Raw genomic sequence first — 18,934 nt, forward strand, 5'->3', positions numbered from 1 at the left:
TCATTAGTAGAGGGATAGCAGCTCCATGAGCGACCTTGCCAGAGAAATCACACCGGTAAACATCGAAGACGAGTTGAAAAACTCGTATCTGGACTACGCGATGTCCGTTATTGTCGGACGTGCGCTGCCAGATGTTCGTGATGGACTGAAGCCGGTTCACCGCCGCGTTCTTTACGCGATGAGTGTATTGGGTAACGACTGGAATAAACCATACAAGAAATCGGCCCGTGTCGTCGGGGACGTGATCGGTAAATATCACCCGCACGGTGACAGCGCGGTTTACGACACTATCGTGCGTATGGCTCAGCCGTTTTCACTGCGCTACATGCTGGTGGACGGTCAGGGTAACTTCGGTTCCGTCGACGGCGACTCCGCCGCGGCGATGCGTTATACCGAAGTGCGCATGTCCAAGATTGCTCACGAACTGTTGGCGGATCTGGAAAAAGAAACCGTCGACTTCGTGCCTAACTATGATGGCACCGAGCAGATCCCGGCCGTTATGCCGACCAAGATCCCGAACCTGCTGGTAAACGGCTCGTCGGGCATCGCCGTGGGCATGGCCACCAATATTCCGCCGCACAACCTGGCTGAAGTCGTCAACGGCTGCCTGGCCTATATCGATGATGAAAACATCAGCATCGAAGGGCTGATGGAACACATCCCGGGGCCGGACTTCCCGACGGCGGCGATCATCAACGGCCGTCGCGGCATTGAAGAGGCCTACCGCACCGGGCGCGGCAAAGTCTACCTGCGCGCGCGCGCGGAAGTGGAAGCCGACGCCAAAACCGGCCGCGAAACCATCATCGTTCACGAGATCCCGTATCAGGTGAACAAGGCGCGTCTGATCGAAAAGATCGCCGAGCTGGTGAAAGAAAAACGCGTAGAAGGCATCAGCGCGCTGCGTGACGAGTCCGATAAAGACGGCATGCGCATCGTGATCGAAGTCAAACGCGACGCGGTCGGCGAAGTGGTGCTGAACAACCTGTATGCGCTGACGCAGCTGCAGGTTACCTTCGGCATCAACATGGTCGCGCTGCATCAGGGGCAGCCTAAACTGCTGAACCTGAAAGATATCCTCGAAGCCTTCGTGCGCCACCGCCGCGAAGTGGTTACCCGCCGCACCATCTTCGAACTGCGCAAGGCCCGTGACCGCGCCCATATCCTGGAAGCGCTGGCTATCGCGTTGGCTAACATCGATCCGATCATCGAGCTGATTCGCCGTGCGCCGACGCCGGCGGAAGCGAAAGTCGCGCTGGTGGCTCAGCCGTGGGATCTGGGCAACGTCAGCGCCATGCTGGAACGCGCCGGTGACGACGCCGCTCGCCCTGAGTGGCTGGAGCCGGAGTTCGGCATCCGCGACGGCAAGTACTACCTGACCGAGCAGCAGGCTCAGGCGATTCTGGATCTGCGTCTGCAGAAACTGACCGGCCTGGAGCACGAAAAGCTGCTGGACGAATATAAAGAGCTGCTCAACTTCATCGCCGAGCTGATCTTTATTCTGGAAAGCCCAGAGCGCCTGATGGAAGTGATCCGCGAAGAGCTGGTGGCGGTCAAAGAGCTGTACAACGACGGCCGTCGCACCGAGATCACCGCCAATACTTCCGACATCAACATCGAAGACCTGATCAACCAGGAAGATGTTGTGGTGACCCTGTCTCACCAGGGCTACGTGAAGTATCAGCCGCTGTCCGACTATGAAGCTCAGCGCCGCGGCGGCAAAGGCAAATCCGCCGCGCGCATTAAAGAAGAAGACTTTATCGATCGCCTGCTGGTGGCCAACACCCACGATACGATCCTGTGCTTCTCCAGCCGTGGCCGCCTGTACTGGATGAAGGTGTATCAACTGCCTGAAGCCAGCCGTGGCGCGCGCGGCCGCCCAATCGTCAACCTGTTGCCGCTGGAAGCCGATGAGCGTATCACCGCCATTCTGCCGGTGCGCGAGTATGAAGAAGGGCGTCACGTGTTCATGGCCACCGCCAGCGGTACCGTGAAGAAAACCGCGCTGACCGAGTTCAGCCGTCCGCGCAGCGCCGGCATTATCGCCGTCAACCTCAACGAGGGCGACGAGCTGATCGGCGTCGATCTGACCGATGGCACCAACGAAGTGATGCTGTTCTCCGCCAACGGTAAAGTGGTGCGCTTCCCGGAAACGCAGGTGCGTTCGATGGGCCGCACCGCGACCGGCGTGCGCGGCATCAACCTCGGCGAAGGCGACAGCGTGATTTCGCTGATCGTGCCGCGCGGCGAGGGCGACATTCTGACCGTCACGCAAAACGGCTTCGGTAAACGTACTGCAGTCACCGAGTACCCGACCAAGTCACGCGCCACCCAGGGGGTTATCTCCATCAAGGTGAGCGAGCGTAATGGCCAGGTGGTCGGCGCTGTGCAGGTGGAAACCAGCGACCAGATCATGATGATCACCGATGCCGGCACGCTGGTGCGTACCCGCGTTTCGGAAGTCAGCGTGGTCGGTCGTAACACCCAGGGCGTGACGCTGATCCGTACGGCGGAAGACGAAAACGTCGTCGGTCTGCAGCGCGTGGCCGAGCCGGTGGAAGACGAAGAGCTGGACAGCCTGGAACCGGGCGCGGAAGCGGTGGAAGAAGACACTACGCCGCTGGACGATGGCGACGACGCGGCTGAGCCGATGGACGACGACAACGTTTAAGCAAGGTGAGGGCGTCGGCATGCCGACACCGTAATGCACTGAGACAAAAGGGCCTGGCAGCGATGCTAGGCCCTTTTTCAGTTATATGGTTTAATTGGCGCACCGAGCCGCCGGCCGCTGCGCCGGCGACAACGCGCGCCGCCACTGACTTTCGTATGGTATCCGATTGAAATATTTAGCCTCTTTTCGAACTACGCTGAAGATATCCCGCTATCTGTTCCGGGTGCTGGCGATTTTGCTGTGGTCGTTGGGAGCGCTGCTCACCACCTTTTATATTCTGAATATCCTGCATCAGAAAGAATCGGACATCCGCCAGGAGTACAACCTCAATTTCGATCAGGCGCAGGGCTATATTCGCCATTCCGCCGACATCATACGCGACATCAAGTACATGGCGGAAAACCGCCTCAACGGTTCGGTCAGCGGCCTGGACATGTTCAGCGGTGTGATCCCCGGCAAGGGCAGCCCACCGCAATTCTATCCGCTGTATCCAGAGTCTAACTGCGCCCTGAGCGCCACTTACCGCAGTTCACTCGATTCGCTGAGCGGCCTGATCCAGTATTGGAAAGAGAACTTCGTGGCGGCCTACGATCTTAACCGGGTGTTCTTTATCGGCGGCGACAGCCTGTGTCTGGCGGAATTCGGCGGCGGCAACGCGGTCGCCAACCGGGAAAACATGCTGAAGCTGCTGCACGAGCGCATTCTGAAATACCGCAACGCCAAGAATCTGGACAAAGACAACAACCTGTATTGGATTAGCCCCAGCGCGCAGCGGCCTGACATCGGTTATCTGTATGTGCTGACGCCTCTCTATATCGGCAACAAGCTGGAGGCGCTGCTGGGCATCGAGCAAACCGTCCGGCTGGAAGATTTCGTCACCGCCGGCAACCTGCCGATCGGCGTCACGCTGCTGGATGAAAACAACGATCCGATACTGCGCCTGGCGGATGGCGATCGCTATGCCGCTGCGCTCAACAGCTACCCCGAAGAGCATGCTTACTTCGGTTATGTCGACAACTACCGCGATCTGATCCTGAAAAAAGCGCTGCCGCCTTCATCGCTGAGCATCGTTTATGCGCTGCCGGTGAAAAGCGTGGTGGAACGCTTCAAGATGCTGATCCTCAATGCGCTGTTGCTGAACCTGTTGTCGGCCATCGTGCTGTTCACGCTGGCTTGGCTGTTTGAGCGCAAGATGTTCCTGCCGGCGGAGGACAATGCCTTCCGGCTGGAAGAACACGAACAGTTCAACCGCAAGATCGTCGCCTCGGCGCCGGTGGGCATCTGTATCCTGCGCATCAGCGACGGCACCAATATTCTGAGTAACGAACTGGCGCACAACTACATCAACCTGTTGACCCACGAAGATCGCGATCGCATTACGCGCATCATCTGCGAACAGCAGGCGAACTTCGTCGATGTGATGACCAGCAACAACAATAATCTGCAGATCAGCTTTGTCCATTCGCGTTACCGCAACGAAGAGGTGGCGATCTGCGTGCTGGTGGACGTCAGCGCGCGCGTGAAAATGGAAGAGTCGCTGCAGGAGATGGCGGCGGCGGCGGAGCAGGCCAGCCAGTCTAAATCGATGTTCCTGGCCACCGTCAGCCATGAGCTGCGCACGCCGCTGTACGGCATTATCGGCAACCTCGATCTGCTGCAGACCAAGGCGTTACCGCCAGGGGTCGATCGGCTGGTCAATGCGATGAACAACTCTTCCGGGCTGCTGCTGAAAATCATCAGCGATATTCTCGACTTCTCCAAAATCGAGTCCGAGCAGCTGAAGATTGAACCGCGTGAGTTCTCCTGCCTGGAGGTGATCACCCATATCGCCGGCAACTATTTGCCGTTGGTGGTGAAGAAACGTTTGGGGCTGTACTGCTTTATCGAGCAAAACGTGCCGGAGCGTATCTTCGGCGATCCGGTGCGGCTGCAGCAGGTGCTGTCCAACCTGGTGAACAACGCCATCAAGTTCACCGATACCGGCTGCATCGTGCTGCAGGTCTGCACCCGCGGCAGCTACCTGGAATTCAGCGTGCGCGATACCGGCGTCGGTATTCCGGAGAAGGAGATCTCACGCCTGTTCGATCCGTTCTTCCAGGTGGGCACCGGCGTGCAGCGCCACTTCCAGGGCACCGGTTTGGGGCTGGCGATCTGCGAGAAATTGGTCAACTTGATGGACGGCGACGTCTCCGTCGAGTCCGAACCGGGGCTGGGCAGCTTGTTCAGCATTCGCATTCCATTGTTTAACGCCCAGTTCCCGATCCCGCAGGCCAGCGATACCTGGCAGGGCCGGCGGCTGTGGCTGGATATCCGCAATCAGCGGCTGGAAAGCTACCTGATGGCGATTCTGGGCGGCTACGGCGCCGATATCCAGCGCTATGACGGGCAGGAGACCGCCGCCGACGAGGTGATGCTCAGCGATTATCCGCTGATGCTGAACACGCCGCTGTTGGCTCAGATCCAGTTCTCGACCGAACATATCGGCCCGTCGCTGGAAACCCGGCCAGGCTATTGGATGCACAGCACCTCTACGCCGCGTGAAACGCTGACCTTGATCAACCGATTGTTCGGCGTCGGCAACGGCGCGGCAGAGGCGCTGGTGCAGCTGCCGGTGCCCGCCAAGGCCAGCGCGACGGACAACGGCGATATTCATCTGCTGGTGGTCGACGATCATCCGATCAACCGTCGTCTGCTTTCCGATCAGCTGGGGTCGCTGGGGTATCAGGTGGTGACCGCCAACGACGGCGTAGACGCGCTCGCCGTACTGAAACAGCACCACGTCGATATTGTGTTGACCGACGTCAATATGCCGAACATGGACGGCTATCGCCTGACGCAGGCGCTGCGGGAGATGCAGTTCAGCGCGCCGGTGATCGGCGTGACGGCGAACGCGTTGGCGGAGGAGAAGCAGCGCTGTCTCGAGGCGGGCATGGATAATTGCCTGTCGAAACCGGTTACGCTGGAGACGCTGGAGCAGACATTGGCTTATTACAGCCAGCAGGTACGCTACAACCGCAGCGAGGCCTGAAAAGCAAACAGGCACGGCGGATGCCGTGCCTGTTTGGCGTTAACCTGCCGTGAGGCGGGCTTTAGTCTTTGTCCAACGGCGTCATGCTGACGGACGAGAGGTAGTTGAGCAGGGCGATGTCGTTTTCTACGCCCAGCTTCATCATCGCCGATTTCTTCTGGCTGCTGATGGTTTTGATGCTGCGGTTGAGTTTCTTGGCGATTTCGGTCACCAGGAAACCTTCGGCGAACAGACGCAGCACTTCGCTCTCTTTCGGCGACAGGCGTTTGTCGCCATAGCCGCTGGCGCTGATTTTCTCCAGCAGTTTGGAGACGCTTTCCGGCGTGAACTTCTTGCCTTTCTGCAGGGCGGCCAGCGCCTTCGGCAGATCGGTCGGCGCGCCTTGTTTCAGCACGATGCCTTCGATATCCAGATCCAATACCGCGCTGAGGATCGCCGGGTTGTTGTTCATGGTCAGCACGATGATCGACAACTGCGGATAATGACGCTTGATGTACTTAATCAGCGTGATGCCGTCGCCATACTTGTCACCCGGCATCGACAGATCGGTGATCAGCACGTTGGCATCCAGCTTGGACAGATTGTTGATCAGTGCGGTTGAGTCTTCGAACTCCCCAACGACATTCACCCATTCAATTTGCTCAAGTGACTTCCGGATGCCAAACAGTACGATAGGATGGTCATCAGCAATAATTACGTTCAGGTTATTCATGTTGTTGGCTACCTTGCTTCAGCAGTCTGCTGACGAAAAAATCAATCTGACTGATGTTATTCTCGATCTCGGGCGCATCACCTTCTGCGATGCGCTGTTCTAACGATTCGCACAGCTGCTTGCCGGGAAGCAGATTTAACATGGCAAACACGCCTTTCAGGCGGTGTGCGGTTTGTGACAGCGCATTGAAATCACTGCTGCCCGCCTCAGTATACAGTTTTTTGACATCATCGGGTACTGTATCGACAAACAGCCCATAGTAATCACTTGATTTCAATTGTTTTTCATAGAGTTGGATATCTTCTGAGCTCAATGAAAGCGGACTTTCTTCCTGCTCCAGCGCGGCCATTTGCTGTTCGATCAGCATCAGCACGGCGTCGATTAATGCGCCGTTCAGGTTATAGTTCACCCGAATGTAGCGTTTATCCAGCGCTTGCCAACCCGGTTCATCGGTCGCCAGCAACAGCGTGTAATCATCGGCTCGCTGCGGATTATCGGTCAGCAGCACGTCATAATCGCGGTTGACCGCGCGATCTTCGGCGACGAGGCAGTCGGCGCCGTAAGCCTGCAACAGGCGAGTCACGATGCCGCGCACTTCATCTGACGTGATGTCCAGCAGGGCGGTGACGCCGTCGAGCAGCTTTTCCTGTTCCTGCGGCTCTTTTCTCTCCATCTCTATGGCGACGCGAATGGTATAGCGAGTGCCGATATCCACTTTGCTGCGAATGTCCAACTGGCCGTTAAGCTTTTTGCACAGCTGATTGCACAGGAAGAAAGTGAGGCCGGAACCGTGGTTGAAGCGGTCCACCAGCGTCTGGCTGAGGAACGGGTAATTGAGATTGCTGATCTCTTCGTTGGAGATGCCGGAGCCGGTGTCGTTGATTTGGAAAATCAGGCGATCCGGGTGTTCGGGCTCATGGTCGATGACCAGAGAAATCTTACCGCAGGCGGTGGTGATAATGGCGTAATGCACCAGCAGTGAGATCACTTTGCGCAGCGCGTTGGCGTCGCCGATGTAGTTCTGTTCGACGTCCAGCTGGAAATGCTTGAACAGCGCCAGCCCCTTTTGATTGAGGGCGGGCAGGGCTTCCAGCAGCAACTCGTCGATCATTGCCGCCGGGTTGAACGGCTCGCGCGTCGGTTGCCAGTCCTGGGTTTCCAGCCGCGTCAGCAGAGTGATGTTATCGATCAATCCCAGCACCGATGACGACGCCGCCGTCAGTTGGCCCAGCAGCGCCTGCTGTTGTTCCTGATCCGGCTGGTTGCGCAGGCTGTCGACCAGATCGTGCATCTGGCGCACCGGCTGATTCAGTTCGATGCCCAGGTTGTGCAACATCAGTTTGCGCGCCTGCACGTTCTTGTCGTATTCACGCCGTGCCTGCTGCAGCCGCTTGTTCACCATGACCTCTTTATCCTGATCGTGCATCAGGAACAGGTAGGTATCCGGCGACAGCTGGCTGCGGAAAATGCGGATTTCATACACCTCGTTGTTGACCGTTGCCTGAATGACGCCGTGATGCTGTTCGGCCATATGGGCGATTTTTTGCAGGCTGAGGTGCGGCAGCAGGTGCTCGGCGATTTTGTTGCTGGCGATCACCGCATTGTTGGCGAAGCTGTAAACCAGCAGGCCGGAGGGCAGGCTGGAGACGATTTCCTGATTCAGCGCGCGCTCGGCCTCCAGCTCAACCGCCATGTTTTCGCTCGGGCGGATGTACTGGCGGCGGATAAAGTAGATGCTCAGCATCGAGAGCGCCAACAGCAGCAGGTTGACCGCGATCAGCCAGATGTTGTTGCGCAGCAGATCGATGGCCAGATTAATGGCCGAAACGCGATACACCACCTTCAGCGGCGCATTGGGCAGGGCGGCGCTGAACTCCACCCAGCCGCCGCTCATCGCCGCCTGGGCGCCGAGGGCGGTTTCCGCCGGGATGGCGCTGTCGTCGAGCTCGACATCGTCCGGCTGCAGCAGGAAATTGGCGCGGGCCAGGTTGGCCGGAATGATGTCGTTGATCGGCAAGTCGAAGGCGATAACCGTCGCCAGATGCCCCGGTTGATTAAAGGTGGTGCGAATCGAGAACGAATAGGCGTTCTGGAAGCGCTGTTTGCGCAGATCGGAAAAGCTCTCGCGTTCGTCGAGCATATTGGCCTGTTGCAGCATCTCGGCGCGGCGTTCGTCCGCCGAAGTGGTCAGGTAGCTTTCCCTAAAGCGCGAAGCCAGCTCTTTGAGCGGCTGAGTGGTGATCAGACTGAGGCTGTTGTCCTGACCATTGAGGTAATACATGGCGTAGCTCTCGGTCTTGGCGCCCCAACGGTTGTCCAGGTAGTCCGAGATGTTGGCGATCATCGCCAGCGTGTTCTCGTCATGGCTGCCGAAGATCACCGCGTCGGTTTTCTTGTGCGGCTTCTCGACATAGTAGACGTCGGGGCGCAGGCGGGTTTCCTGCAAACCGGGATCGACATTCTGCGCCGGCGCGTTGCCGAATTTGTCATAGACCTGATAGGTCATGTAGCGATAGGTATCGATGCGCTTTTGCAGCGAACCGGCGATGCTGTTCAGCGTGTACTTCTTTTCCGCCAGCCAGGCGTTGGTGTAGTTGTAGCCATACAGGCCGATGCCGATCGTCAGCAGCACGATAAACAGCAGGAAGCAGCGAGTGATATTGCTGGAGCTAATGGTCAGTTGTTTATTTTGCATAGTGGCTGCGCATTCCTGAATCAGCGAGTGACGGCCCTGGCGCTGGCGGTCACCGCCAACAGCAGAGCGGCTACGCAGGCGAAGGCCACCGTCAGGCTGGAAAACTGAGCGATAAAGCCGATCAGCGCCGGGCCGGCCAGAATACCGGCATAGCCGACGGTGGTAACGGACGCGATCGCCAAATTGGCCGGCATATCGCGTTGGTTGCCCGCGGCGCTGAACAGAATCGGCACGACGTTGGAAGCGCCCAGGCCAACCAGCATGAAACCGACCAGCGAAACGGTGGCGTGATTGAAGGCGATAGCCAGGCTGAGACCGACAGCGGCGCACAGGCTGCCCAGCAGCAGCACCCGGTAGCGGCCCAGCGAGTTCACCACCCGATCGCCATTGAGGCGGCCGAGCGTCATGGTGATGGAAAACAGCGCATAGCCCAGCCCGGCCTGGCTGTGTTCGACGCCGCGCAGCGTGGTGAGGAACAGCGCGCTCCAGTCGAGCATCGAGCCTTCCGCCAGGAACATGATAAAGCACAGAATGCCGATAAACATCACCCAACCGCGCGGCAAGACGAACATCGGTCCGCCGTCGTCGGCGCCGCTGTCACGCAGCAGATGGCGGCTGGCGAACGCCAGCAGCACGATCACCGCCAGCACGGTGATCAGGGTGGATTGCAGCGGCGTCAGCCCCAGCCACAGCAGCGCGCTGACGCCGCCTGCGCCGGCGATGCCGCCGATACTGAAAAAGCCGTGAAAGCCGGACATCATCGCCTTGCCGCTGTTGCGCTCGACGATCACTGCCTGCACGTTCATCGCCACGTCTATCATGCCGATCGCCGCGCCGAACAACAGCAGCGCCACGGCCATGCCGCCGAGGGAGTCCATCAGCGCCAGCAACGGCAAATCGATGCACAGCCCCAGCCCCGCCATCAGGATCACCGCGCGGCAGCCCAGTTTGCCGGTCAGGAAGCCGGTCAGCGGCATCGCCAACATGGAGCCGGCGCCGATACATAACAACAGCAGGCCGAGCGAGCCGTCATCGAGGCCGATGCGCGTTTTGGCGAAGGGCACCAGCGGCGCCCAGGCGGCCATGCCGAGGCCGGCGACGAAAAAGGCCAGGCGGGTGGCGATCTGTTGAGGAACGCCGGGCGTTTGCTGTTCATTGCACAAGGTGGCTGTCATGTAAGCGTCAGGATCTTGGGTCAAAAGAGTGGCGAAAGTTACTGACAGTTTTTATCACAATCCGCGATCCGGGTCGAAAAGATTCGCGCCTGATTCCTCTCTGGCGCCGCCTCGGCGCACCAGCCACAGGGCGATCGCCTGGACAATATAGTCTTTTTGCTGCTCGCCCAGCGCGATGCCCTGCGGTATGCCGTGCCATTTTTCCAGGCAGCTTCGGCAGCAGGTGGCGGTGGCGTGTTGGGCGACGAACACCGGGTGGCCGCGCATCGGCGTCTGCTTGCCATCGTTTTTGGGGTGGGCGGCGGCCAGACGGCGATCGATAAAGTCGCGGGCATGGCTGAGGATCAGCGGCAAGCCTTTGTCGTCAAGATAGCTCTGGTCTTTGGGATTCAAACGGAAACGGGCGCGGAAGGGGGAGCCTTGCAGCCGCCGCCATAGCGCCTCTGGGTGAAATGGCATCATGACTTTACTCGCTGAGGGTGAGCTTTTTTTCAGGCTACCAGAAGTGAAACTCTGCGGCCAATTTTGCCTGTGACGCACAATATTCGGCGAGATAAAGCACGAAATGAAAAACAAATTCAATTTGTAGACCAAAATAAGAGAAAAGATTAGCAATTAGTGCGGATGTAAATTGGCGAAACTATATCGCGAGGTTATTTATTTGCGTGCTATTTGTGCGGATTGAAATTGTGAGGACAGTGTGGAGGAAAATAAAAAACCGGCCAGAAGCCGGTTAAAGGTATGCAGAAATTATCTTCGGATAATGAAGGTAATAATGAAAATAATGATGATAGCGAGGTGATTATAGCGGCTGCGTGCAGGCGGCGTTTTGGCACAATGTGCTTATTGTCCAGCACAATTGTATGGTTGGCTTTTTTTTCTTAAAGATTTGTATAACTACATGATTTTTTATCAATTAATCTATTCTTTGTCTTTAAGTGCTTTATTTTGTTTGTCGGTAATGTTTTGTGAAAGTTCGCGCACATTTACATTTTGAAACCTTTATTAATCACGCTGAAACACTATCGGATACTTGGTATCATTTTCTTTCTGGATTAATATAACCCTTGTTACCAGAATGGTAATGCACAGTCGTGCTAATAATGCTCGAAAAGGGCAGTGGCCGTAGCTCGACATAATTAACGAGGATAATAACGATGAAACTTCGAGTACTCTCTCTGATGGTACCCGCACTGCTGGTTGCAGGCACAGCAGGCGCGGCGGAAATCTACAACAAAGACGGTAATAAACTGGATTTGTACGGTAAAGTCGACGGTCTTCACTATTTCTCCAGCAACAACGGCGTGGACGGTGACCAGTCTTATATGCGTTTTGGCCTGCGCGGCGAAACGCAAATCAGCGATCAGCTGACCGGCTACGGCCAGTGGGAATATCAGGCTAACCTGAACCACGCTGAAAACCAGGACAACAAGAACTTCACCCGTTACGGCTTCGCCGGTCTGAAATTCGGCGACTACGGTTCCTTCGACTACGGCCGTAATACCGGCGTGCTGTACGACGTCGCGGCGTATACCGACTTGCAGCCTGAGTTCGACGGTATGACCTACGGCGCCGACCAGTTCATGTTCCAGCGTTCCAGCGGCCTGGCGACCTACCGTAACAACGACTTCTTCGGTCTGGTTGACGGCCTGAACTTCGCCCTGCAGTACCAGGGTAAAAACGGCAATGGCGAAGAGACCAACAACGGTCGCGACGTCCTTGGCCAGAACGGCGAAGGCTACGGTATGTCCATGAGCTATGACATGGGCTACGGCATCAGCGCGGCGGGCGCCTTCTTTAACTCTCGCCGCACCAGCGAGCAGAACGGCGCTAACGGTCACCAGAACATCATGGGCCGCGGCGACAAGGCCGAAGGTTACTCCGGCGGTCTGAAATATGACGCCAACGACGTCTACCTGGCGGTGATGTTCACCCAGTCCTACAACGCGGCGCGTTTCGGCAGCTCCGACAGCAGCGTTTACGGCTACGCCAACAAGGCGCAGAGCTTCGAAGCCTACGCGCACTACCAGTTCGATTTCGGTCTGCGTCCGTTCGTCGGCTATAACCAGACCAAAGGTAAAGACTTGGGCCGCGCCGGTAACGGCAAGGACTACGGCGATCAAGACCTGGTCAAATTCGTCGACCTGGGTGCGACCTACTTCTTCAACAAAAACATGTCTACCTATGTTGATTACAAAATCAACCTGGTGGACAACAACGACTTCACCGACGCTGCCGGGATCAACACCGACAACGTGGTTGCCGTGGGCCTGGTTTACCAGTTCTAAGCACCTCGGTGTGAACGTCATCGCGCGGCCTTCGGGCCGCGTTTTTTTTTGCCTGTAAACCGGTAAAAAAGCACGGATTGATCCGCTATCGGCACGGGAAGCACCGTGGTTTTCCTCCTCTAAGCCTACGCTGTCAGTACAAAAAAGAGGGGGGATGATATGGAACTCAAGATCGATAAGGTGATCGAAACGGTGCTGTACGTCAGCGATATTGAGCGAGCGGACGCCTTCTACCGAGAAGTGCTGAAGCTGCCGGCGATGGTCGCCAACGAGCGGTTCCGCGCCTATAACGTTGGCGATCGGAGCGTATTGTTGCTGTTTGTCGAGGGCGATTCGCTGCGTGGGGCGCATTATCCGACCGGCTTTATTCCCGCGCACGATGGCGTGGGGCCGGCGCATATCGGGCTGGCGGTGGCAAAAGACCAACTGCCGCACTGGGAACGGCATCTGACGGCCAACGGCGTGGAAATTGAGGGGCGCATGCGTTGGGATCACGGTGGCGAGAGCATCTACTTTCGCGATCCCGACGCCCACCTGTTGGAACTGGTGACGCCGGGCATCTGGGCCAATTACTGATCGAACCCGCCTTGCGCCAACAACGCCAGCGCGGCATTCAGCACCTGCAACGCCGGCTGCGGCTGGCGCTCAATCTGCACCCTGACGATGGCGCCGTCGATCAGCATCGCCAATATCGCGGCGTGCTGTTCCCGCTGCGGGCCTGCGGGCAGGTGGCGCGCCAGTTCATCCGTCATCTGTTGCTTATGCCGGCCGGCGAGGTGCAGGCTTTCCGGCAGCAGATCGGCGATCTCCACGGCCGTATTGATAAACGCGCAGCCGCGAAAACGCGGATCGTCGAACCATTCCGCCAGGCAGGGCGCCAGCGCCGGCAGTAACCCGCCGCTCTGCGCCACATGTCGATCCAACGCTGTACTGAACCAGGTTAGCCACTGCTGGTGGCGATAGGCCAAAAACGCCGTAATCAAATCGTTCTTGCTGGGAAAGTGGCGATAAAACGTCACCTTAGTGACGCCTGATTCCTTGATGATGCGATCGATGCCGGTGGCGCGGATCCCTTCCTGATAGAACAGATCGTGGGCCGTCAGCAGGATGCGCTGACGGGCGGGCAAGGTGTTGCGATCAACGGTCATCATTTTTCTCCCAAGCTATTTTCGAGTGATTGTAGACAACTCTGTCTACATGCGCTAGCGTAATGATGTAGACAGAGTTGTCTACTTGCCTATACGCAGGAGATGATCATGAGCATTAAACCCCCATTGCCGCCTTTTACCCGTGAATCCGCCATCGAAAAAGTACGGTTGGCGGAAGATGCCTGGAACAGCCGCGATCCTGAGCGGGTTTCGCAGGTCTATTCCCTCGATACCCATTGGCGTAATCGCGCGGAGTTTGTCGACGGCCGCGCGGCGGTGGTCGCATTTTTGCAACGCAAGTGGGCGAAAGAGCTGGAGTATCGGCTGATTAAGGAACTGTGGGCGTTTGACGGCGCGCGCATCGCGGTGCGTTTCGCCTATGAGTGGCGCGACGATTCCGGCAACTGGTATCGCAGCTTCGGCAACGAAAACTGGGAGTTCAATCAGGAAGGGTTGATGATCAACCGCCATGCCTGCATCAACGACATGCCGATTCGCGAACAGGATCGGCGTTTTCATTGGCCGCTCGGTCGGCGCCCGGACGATGTCCCGGCGCTGAGCGATTTCGGCTTTTGAATCCGATGTCGCGCCCGCGCCGGCCGAACGTGAGAAAAAGCGCACCGATCGACAAAGGGGAGTTTGTAGAAAAGCCTTTCCACTTCTAGACTTAGGGGACAACAAACGTACTCCAAGAGGACAAGCTATGACGAAGAAGTTGGTTTTGGCCGTCGGCACTGCGGCGGTATTTTCCATTCTTGCCGGCTGCACCGCCTATGACCGTGCAACCAGTTATGTCAATGAGCCGGTGGTCAGCGATGTCAAAGTAGGGATGACCAAGCAGCAGGTGCGGGCGATTGCCGGTCCGCCGTCGACGTCCGCCACGCTGATCCATGCGCAGGGCACTTGCGACACCTATGCGGTCGCGCCGCGCGATGGCAAAGTGCAAACGTATTTTGTCAGCTACAACGACACGGGCCATGTCATGAACAAGGGCTATCAAACCTGTTCAGACTACGATTCGCAGCCGAAGTAATCGCGTTTCAGCCGAACATAAAAGCCTCGCTTTTGCGGGGCTTTTCATTTTTTAAGCGTTTAAGGCCTGAAGTTTAGGCAACTGCGCCGCCGATGCGATTTTTTTGCATCAAAACGATAGACATTTCATAACGGTATCGCTAATATCAGCGCCCATTGGAAGGATGGCCGAGTGGTTTAAGGCAACGGTCTTGAAAACCGTCGAGTGTAACAGCTCCCAGAGTTCGAATCTCTGTCCTTCCGCCAAATTCAGCCGGCTTAGCTCAGTAGGTAGAGCAACTGACTTGTAATCAGTAGGTCACCAGTTCGATTCCGGTAGCCGGCACCATGATAAAGCAGTACCGGCGCCCTGAGTGCCAAAAAAACCGTCAGCCGCAAGGTTGGCGGTTTTTTGCATTATGTCGTCTCAAACGGGCAGGTCAGGGCAGCCAGGCACCGAGCACCACCCCGAGAATCATGTACTCATCGGCATTCAAAGTCGGACAACCCGGCATGTTCCCCTTAAGCCACTGATGACCGGCTTCCTCAACATACCTTCTAAAGATAAGTTCTGCGCTGTCGCAGCGTTTCGCTATCACCTTATCGCCGGGCACGAGCTCGGTTATACCGGCAGTCATGGGTTCGACAAGAATCAATGCTCCCTTTGGGTAATTGGTGCCGGCAGAGCCGCTCATCGTGTCATCCCGCACCGGCAACCAGTAGGCCAGAGCGCTGCATTGCACCATCGCCGGGTAGTGGACGGTCGTTCCTTTGCGCAACTGTTCATGAGACAACGGCAATGTCCACGCCAGCAGCGGCAGCGTTTTAGCCAAGGCCTGTGCGGCCTTCTGCCTGACGGGGCGTTGCCCGGTCTGTTCCAGGCCATCCAGCCAGCCGATTTGCACGGCGAAGTACTGTTCAATCCTTCGCGCCATGTCCCCACTGATGCCCTTTTTACCCTTCTTGCCCGGCGGGTAGAGCAGACGAGAAACATAGTCTGCGGCAATGCCGAGCGCCTCGGCAAGGCGCTTTTGCCCCCCGACGCCGAGGTTATCGATCAGGATGATCAGGCGCTCTCGCCGCATCTCCTGCAGGTGCATTTTTTGCTCGTTTTTCATGAGGCCATCGTACCTAAATTTACCTGCAGGTAAATGGATTTTCGCTATTGAAAAAAAGATACCTCTGGGTATACTTGGTACTGGTTATTTGTACAGTATTTTGTGCGATATCCCTCGGTGAGCCCGTCGGGCGGATCGGTTGTTGCGTCTTGGCGCACGCCGAGCAGAAGAACGGCTCGAACGACGTCGGTCAACAACATGGAGCCCTGGCGATATGGCAAACGCCCAAAGGAGGTGGAAGCATGAGAGATATGAATGAAGTTTTGGAGCGGTGGGGCGTATGGGCCAGGGATAACAGCGGCATCGACTATTCCCCCATTGCTGCCGGGTTCAAAGGGCTGTTGTCCTATAAGTCGAATGGCGAGCGTTCCTGCTGCGATGATGACGGCCTGGTGATCGACGGTTGCGTGGGCAGATTGAAGAAATACAAACCCGAAGAGTTCGATCTCATCATTGCCCACCATGTTTATGGCATATCTCTGCGTAAGATCGCCCTGAAAAGGAAATGTTCAGACGGTACGATACGCAAAGAGATGCAAACGGCGGAGGGATTTATCGGGGGATGCCTGGCGATGTTGGATATAAAGTTGAGTATGGATCGCTGAAACGCCTGTCGTTGACGTTGATGAGGGTTTATTTCTTGTTTCCCTATTGCGTCAGGAATAACAATAGCGCATGCGCGTTGCAATAATTAATAAAAGGCTCACGCGTACGCAAATAAGCGTGTAATCTGATAAAACTGAATTGTTGCCGGCGCCGCCGCACGATAGCTAAACCTCGCTTCGGCGGGGTTTTATTTTTTATAATAAAAGGCTCGCGCGTACGCAAATAAGCGTGTAATCTGATAAAACTGAATTGTTGTCGGCGCCGCCGCACGATAGCTAAACCTCGCTTCGGCGGGGTTTTATTTTTTATAATAAAAGACTCACGCGTACGCAAATAAGCGTGCAATCTGATAAAACTGAATTATTGCCGGCGCCGCCGTACGATAGCTAAACCTCGCTTCGGCGGGGTTTTATTTTTTATAATAAAAGACTCACGCGTACGTAAATAAGCGTGTAATCTGATAAAACTGAATTGTTGCCGGCGCCGCCGCACGATAGCTAAACCTCGCTCCGGCGGGGTTTTATTTTTTATGATAAAAGACTCACGCGTACGCAAATAAGCGTGTAATCTGATAAAGCTGAATTATTGCCGGCGCCGCCGCACGACAAATAAACCTCGCTTCGGCGGGGTTTTTCATTTTTAGCCTCCTTGTCAAAACGGTCAATCACTCACTGAATAATGACTGTCGTTGAATGGCCACGACGGGAGGCTAATCCTTCTCCTTTATAAAACGGCGCAATCCTTATTTATCTGCTCAGGTTGGGCAGAACGGACAAGCCATTTTCGACAGCGTAAATGGCCGTTTTTTAAATGGAACAGGAATGACGGTTAGGGGCTGCATTTCGCCGCTCTTTTCCATGACTCCCGACGATCGGGCTATGCCCCGGTAAGGGGAGGGTGATGACTATGCCTTGGAAAAATGAACCAAACATCCTTTCAATGCTGCTTGCTTTCGGTATGACGCTGCTGGGGGCGATCGCCAGCTATTCCTTCAAGGTCTTGAACGGCGAAACCTTTAGCTGGAGGACGCTGTTTTTGCAGCTGTTCGTTTCTATTTTCGCTGGTTTGACCATGGTGATGATTGCGCTGCATTACGACTGGCCTTCGGAGGTGATGGGCGGCGTATGCGGTATGGCGGGATGGTCGGGAGCATCGCTGATCAAGGCATTGGAACGCCGATTTCTCAATAAAGCGTCAGGAGGAAACCATGAAGATAAGTGACGACGGCATGGCGCTGATTAAGCGTTTCGAAGGCCTGCGGTTGCAGGCTTATCAGGACTCGGTCGGCGTTTGGACGATCGGCTACGGGTGGACTCAACCGGTAGCGGGACGAAAAGTTGGGGCCGGCATGGCGATCAACGCCGCAACGGCCGAGCGTTTGCTGGTGTGCGGTGTCGCTCAATTCGAACAGGGCGTCGAACGGCTGGTGGCGGTGACAGTCACGCAGGAGCAGTTCGATGCGCTGGTGAGCTTCGCCTATAACCTGGGCCTGCGCGCGTTGGAAAACTCGACGCTGTTGCGCAGGCTGAACGCCGGCGATCGGCAGGGGGCGGCCGACCAGTTCGGCCGATGGGTGAATGCGGGCGGTGTGCGGCTCGATGGGCTGGTTGCCCGGCGCGCGGCGGAACGCGCGCTATTCCTTTCCTGATGCCCAAATGCATCTGCAGAACGATTCAACTCTCGAAACGACGGAGACCTTGTCCAAATGATTGAAGATGAAATCCAACGCTCGCTGACTGCGCTAACCCATCTGGCGGTTCATCCGCTGATCCTGCCGGATCCGCAGCAAGAAGGCGTGACCTATCAGAAGATCAGCGATCTGAAAGTGAACACCGGTCTGGTTGACAGCTCGCTGGTGCAGAGCCGTTTTCAGGTCGTGTTGTACGTGATCGACGATTACTCCCGGCTGATCGCTCTGGACAAAGCGGTTTTGAATGCCTGGGAAGGGGTTCAACATGGTCATATCGGCGAATGGCCGGTACAAGCGGTCACGCGCAGCACCCTTTTGCAGAGCGCCACGCCCCTGGCGGATAACCGCGTCCAGTATCGGATGGCCCGCGATTACCTCATCACCCATTCCGAGGTGGCGGCGTGATCGCCATAAACGTTACCGGCATGGCGGAATTGACTCGCCGTTTGGAAGCGATTCGGCGCGAGGTCGCCAGTCACATTCTGCCGGAGGCCGGCCACGCCGCATTGGCCCCGGTTCTTGGCACCATGCGGCAGTGCGCCGAACGAGGGGCGCCAAACAGCGAACCCTCGCTGAGCGCCGGTATCGCGATACGCCCGGCCGTTACCGGATGGAACGCGGTGACGTTGCGCGTCGGCCCCAGTAAACAGCATTACCGCAGAGCCCTGGAACAGGAGTACGGCACGGCAACGCAAGCCGCCGCCCCGTTTATTCGCCCTGCGCTGGATCACCACAAGCACCAAGTGTTACGCATCCTGGCGGCTCACGTCCGCTATGGCATCGAAAACCGGTAGC

At 56.8% G+C, this 18,934-nt stretch carries 17 protein-coding genes and 2 tRNA genes; 13 read left to right on the forward strand and 6 right to left on the reverse strand.

What is annotated here, in order from left to right:
* The first annotated feature begins 25 nt into the window (after positions 1-25).
* Together gyrA and rcsC are read left to right on the forward strand one after the other, a co-directional pair.
* Positions 26-2,668: a DNA topoisomerase (ATP-hydrolyzing) subunit A gene (gyrA, locus tag H7A77_RS17765; protein ID WP_033643840.1), complete on the forward strand. Its 2,643-nt coding sequence runs from the start codon at positions 26-28 to the stop codon at positions 2,666-2,668.
* 166 nt (positions 2,669-2,834) lie between these two features.
* Positions 2,835-5,696: a two-component system sensor histidine kinase RcsC gene (rcsC, locus tag H7A77_RS17770; protein WP_042785084.1), complete on the forward strand. Its 2,862-nt coding sequence runs from the start codon at positions 2,835-2,837 to the stop codon at positions 5,694-5,696.
* 61 nt (positions 5,697-5,757) lie between these two features.
* On the opposite strand, the gene rcsB is transcribed toward rcsC, so the two are convergent.
* The 4 genes from rcsB to H7A77_RS17790 are packed head-to-tail and all read right to left on the reverse strand — an operon-like array spanning position 5,758 to position 10,740.
* Complete coding sequence (rcsB, locus tag H7A77_RS17775; protein WP_004935900.1) at positions 5,758-6,408, reverse strand: response regulator transcription factor RcsB; 651 nt, start codon at positions 6,406-6,408, stop codon at positions 5,758-5,760.
* Positions 6,401-9,103: a phosphotransferase RcsD gene (rcsD, locus tag H7A77_RS17780; RefSeq protein ID WP_182074467.1), complete on the reverse strand. Its 2,703-nt coding sequence runs from the start codon at positions 9,101-9,103 to the stop codon at positions 6,401-6,403. The genes rcsB and rcsD overlap by 8 nt, the downstream gene beginning before the upstream one ends.
* A 20-nt stretch (positions 9,104-9,123) precedes the next feature.
* A complete protein-coding gene (locus H7A77_RS17785; RefSeq protein ID WP_047025315.1) occupies positions 9,124-10,278 on the reverse strand; it encodes an MFS transporter in 1,155 nt (384 codons plus the stop codon).
* 54 nt (positions 10,279-10,332) lie between these two features.
* Positions 10,333-10,740 carry a DUF4186 domain-containing protein gene (locus H7A77_RS17790; RefSeq protein WP_071845124.1) on the reverse strand — a complete coding sequence of 136 codons (408 nt, stop codon included), beginning with the start codon at positions 10,738-10,740 and terminating at the stop codon, positions 10,333-10,335.
* A gap of 695 nt (positions 10,741-11,435) precedes the next feature.
* Here H7A77_RS17790 and ompC point away from each other — a divergent pair.
* Both ompC and H7A77_RS17800 read left to right on the forward strand, forming a co-directional pair.
* Positions 11,436-12,566, forward strand: coding sequence for a porin OmpC (gene ompC / locus H7A77_RS17795; protein WP_033643836.1), 1,131 nt, complete (start codon positions 11,436-11,438; stop codon positions 12,564-12,566).
* A gap of 159 nt (positions 12,567-12,725) precedes the next feature.
* Positions 12,726-13,142 (forward strand): VOC family protein, encoded by a 417-nt coding sequence (locus H7A77_RS17800; RefSeq protein WP_033643835.1) that lies wholly within the window; start codon positions 12,726-12,728, stop codon positions 13,140-13,142.
* Here the strand turns inward: H7A77_RS17800 and H7A77_RS17805 are convergent.
* On the reverse strand, positions 13,136-13,714 hold the full coding sequence (locus tag H7A77_RS17805) for a TetR/AcrR family transcriptional regulator (protein ID WP_033643834.1): 579 nt from the start codon (positions 13,712-13,714) through the stop codon (positions 13,136-13,138). The genes H7A77_RS17800 and H7A77_RS17805 overlap by 7 nt on opposite strands.
* Positions 13,715-13,822: 108 nt before the next feature.
* Here H7A77_RS17805 and H7A77_RS17810 point away from each other — a divergent pair, with 108 nt between their 5' ends.
* The 4 genes from H7A77_RS17810 to H7A77_RS17825 all read left to right on the forward strand — a co-directional run bounded on the left by H7A77_RS17810 (position 13,823) and on the right by H7A77_RS17825 (position 15,074).
* Positions 13,823-14,290: a nuclear transport factor 2 family protein gene (locus H7A77_RS17810; RefSeq protein ID WP_033643833.1), complete on the forward strand. Its 468-nt coding sequence runs from the start codon at positions 13,823-13,825 to the stop codon at positions 14,288-14,290.
* 127 nt (positions 14,291-14,417) lie between these two features.
* The gene (gene osmE, locus H7A77_RS17815; protein WP_004935874.1) at positions 14,418-14,747 is read left to right on the forward strand and encodes an osmotically-inducible lipoprotein OsmE; all 330 of its coding nucleotides are present in this window, start codon (positions 14,418-14,420) and stop codon (positions 14,745-14,747) included.
* Between the two features lie 157 nt (positions 14,748-14,904).
* A tRNA-Ser gene (locus tag H7A77_RS17820) sits at positions 14,905-14,992 on the forward strand.
* A gap of 6 nt (positions 14,993-14,998) precedes the next feature.
* Positions 14,999-15,074 (forward strand) — tRNA-Thr (locus tag H7A77_RS17825).
* A 91-nt stretch (positions 15,075-15,165) separates the two neighbouring features.
* On the opposite strand, the gene H7A77_RS17830 is transcribed toward H7A77_RS17825, so the two are convergent.
* Positions 15,166-15,843, reverse strand: a complete 678-nt coding sequence (locus H7A77_RS17830; protein ID WP_072627292.1) for a LexA family transcriptional regulator — start codon at positions 15,841-15,843, stop codon at positions 15,166-15,168.
* A 242-nt stretch (positions 15,844-16,085) separates the two neighbouring features.
* Between H7A77_RS17830 and H7A77_RS17835 the strand changes: the two genes are divergently transcribed.
* The 5 genes from H7A77_RS17835 to H7A77_RS17855 all read left to right on the forward strand — a co-directional run bounded on the left by H7A77_RS17835 (position 16,086) and on the right by H7A77_RS17855 (position 18,933).
* On the forward strand, positions 16,086-16,448 hold the full coding sequence (locus H7A77_RS17835; RefSeq protein ID WP_042785760.1) for an antiterminator Q family protein: 363 nt from the start codon (positions 16,086-16,088) through the stop codon (positions 16,446-16,448).
* 901 nt (positions 16,449-17,349) lie between these two features.
* Entirely contained in the window at positions 17,350-17,670 is a 321-nt protein-coding gene (locus H7A77_RS17840) for a phage holin family protein (protein WP_033652509.1), read from the forward strand.
* Positions 17,657-18,097: a lysozyme gene (locus H7A77_RS17845; protein WP_182074468.1), complete on the forward strand. Its 441-nt coding sequence runs from the start codon at positions 17,657-17,659 to the stop codon at positions 18,095-18,097. The genes H7A77_RS17840 and H7A77_RS17845 overlap by 14 nt, the downstream gene beginning before the upstream one ends.
* A gap of 57 nt (positions 18,098-18,154) precedes the next feature.
* A complete protein-coding gene (locus tag H7A77_RS17850) occupies positions 18,155-18,544 on the forward strand; it encodes a hypothetical protein (RefSeq protein WP_042785078.1) in 390 nt (129 codons plus the stop codon).
* Entirely contained in the window at positions 18,541-18,933 is a 393-nt protein-coding gene (locus H7A77_RS17855) for an HK97-gp10 family putative phage morphogenesis protein (RefSeq protein ID WP_033652512.1), read from the forward strand. The genes H7A77_RS17850 and H7A77_RS17855 overlap by 4 nt, the downstream gene beginning before the upstream one ends.
* The last annotated feature ends 1 nt before the right edge of the window (position 18,934 follow it).

Source organism: Serratia sp. ME47 (assembly GCF_903970925.1).
In the GTDB taxonomy this organism is placed as follows: Bacteria; Pseudomonadota; Gammaproteobacteria; order Enterobacterales; family Enterobacteriaceae; genus Serratia; species Serratia ureilytica.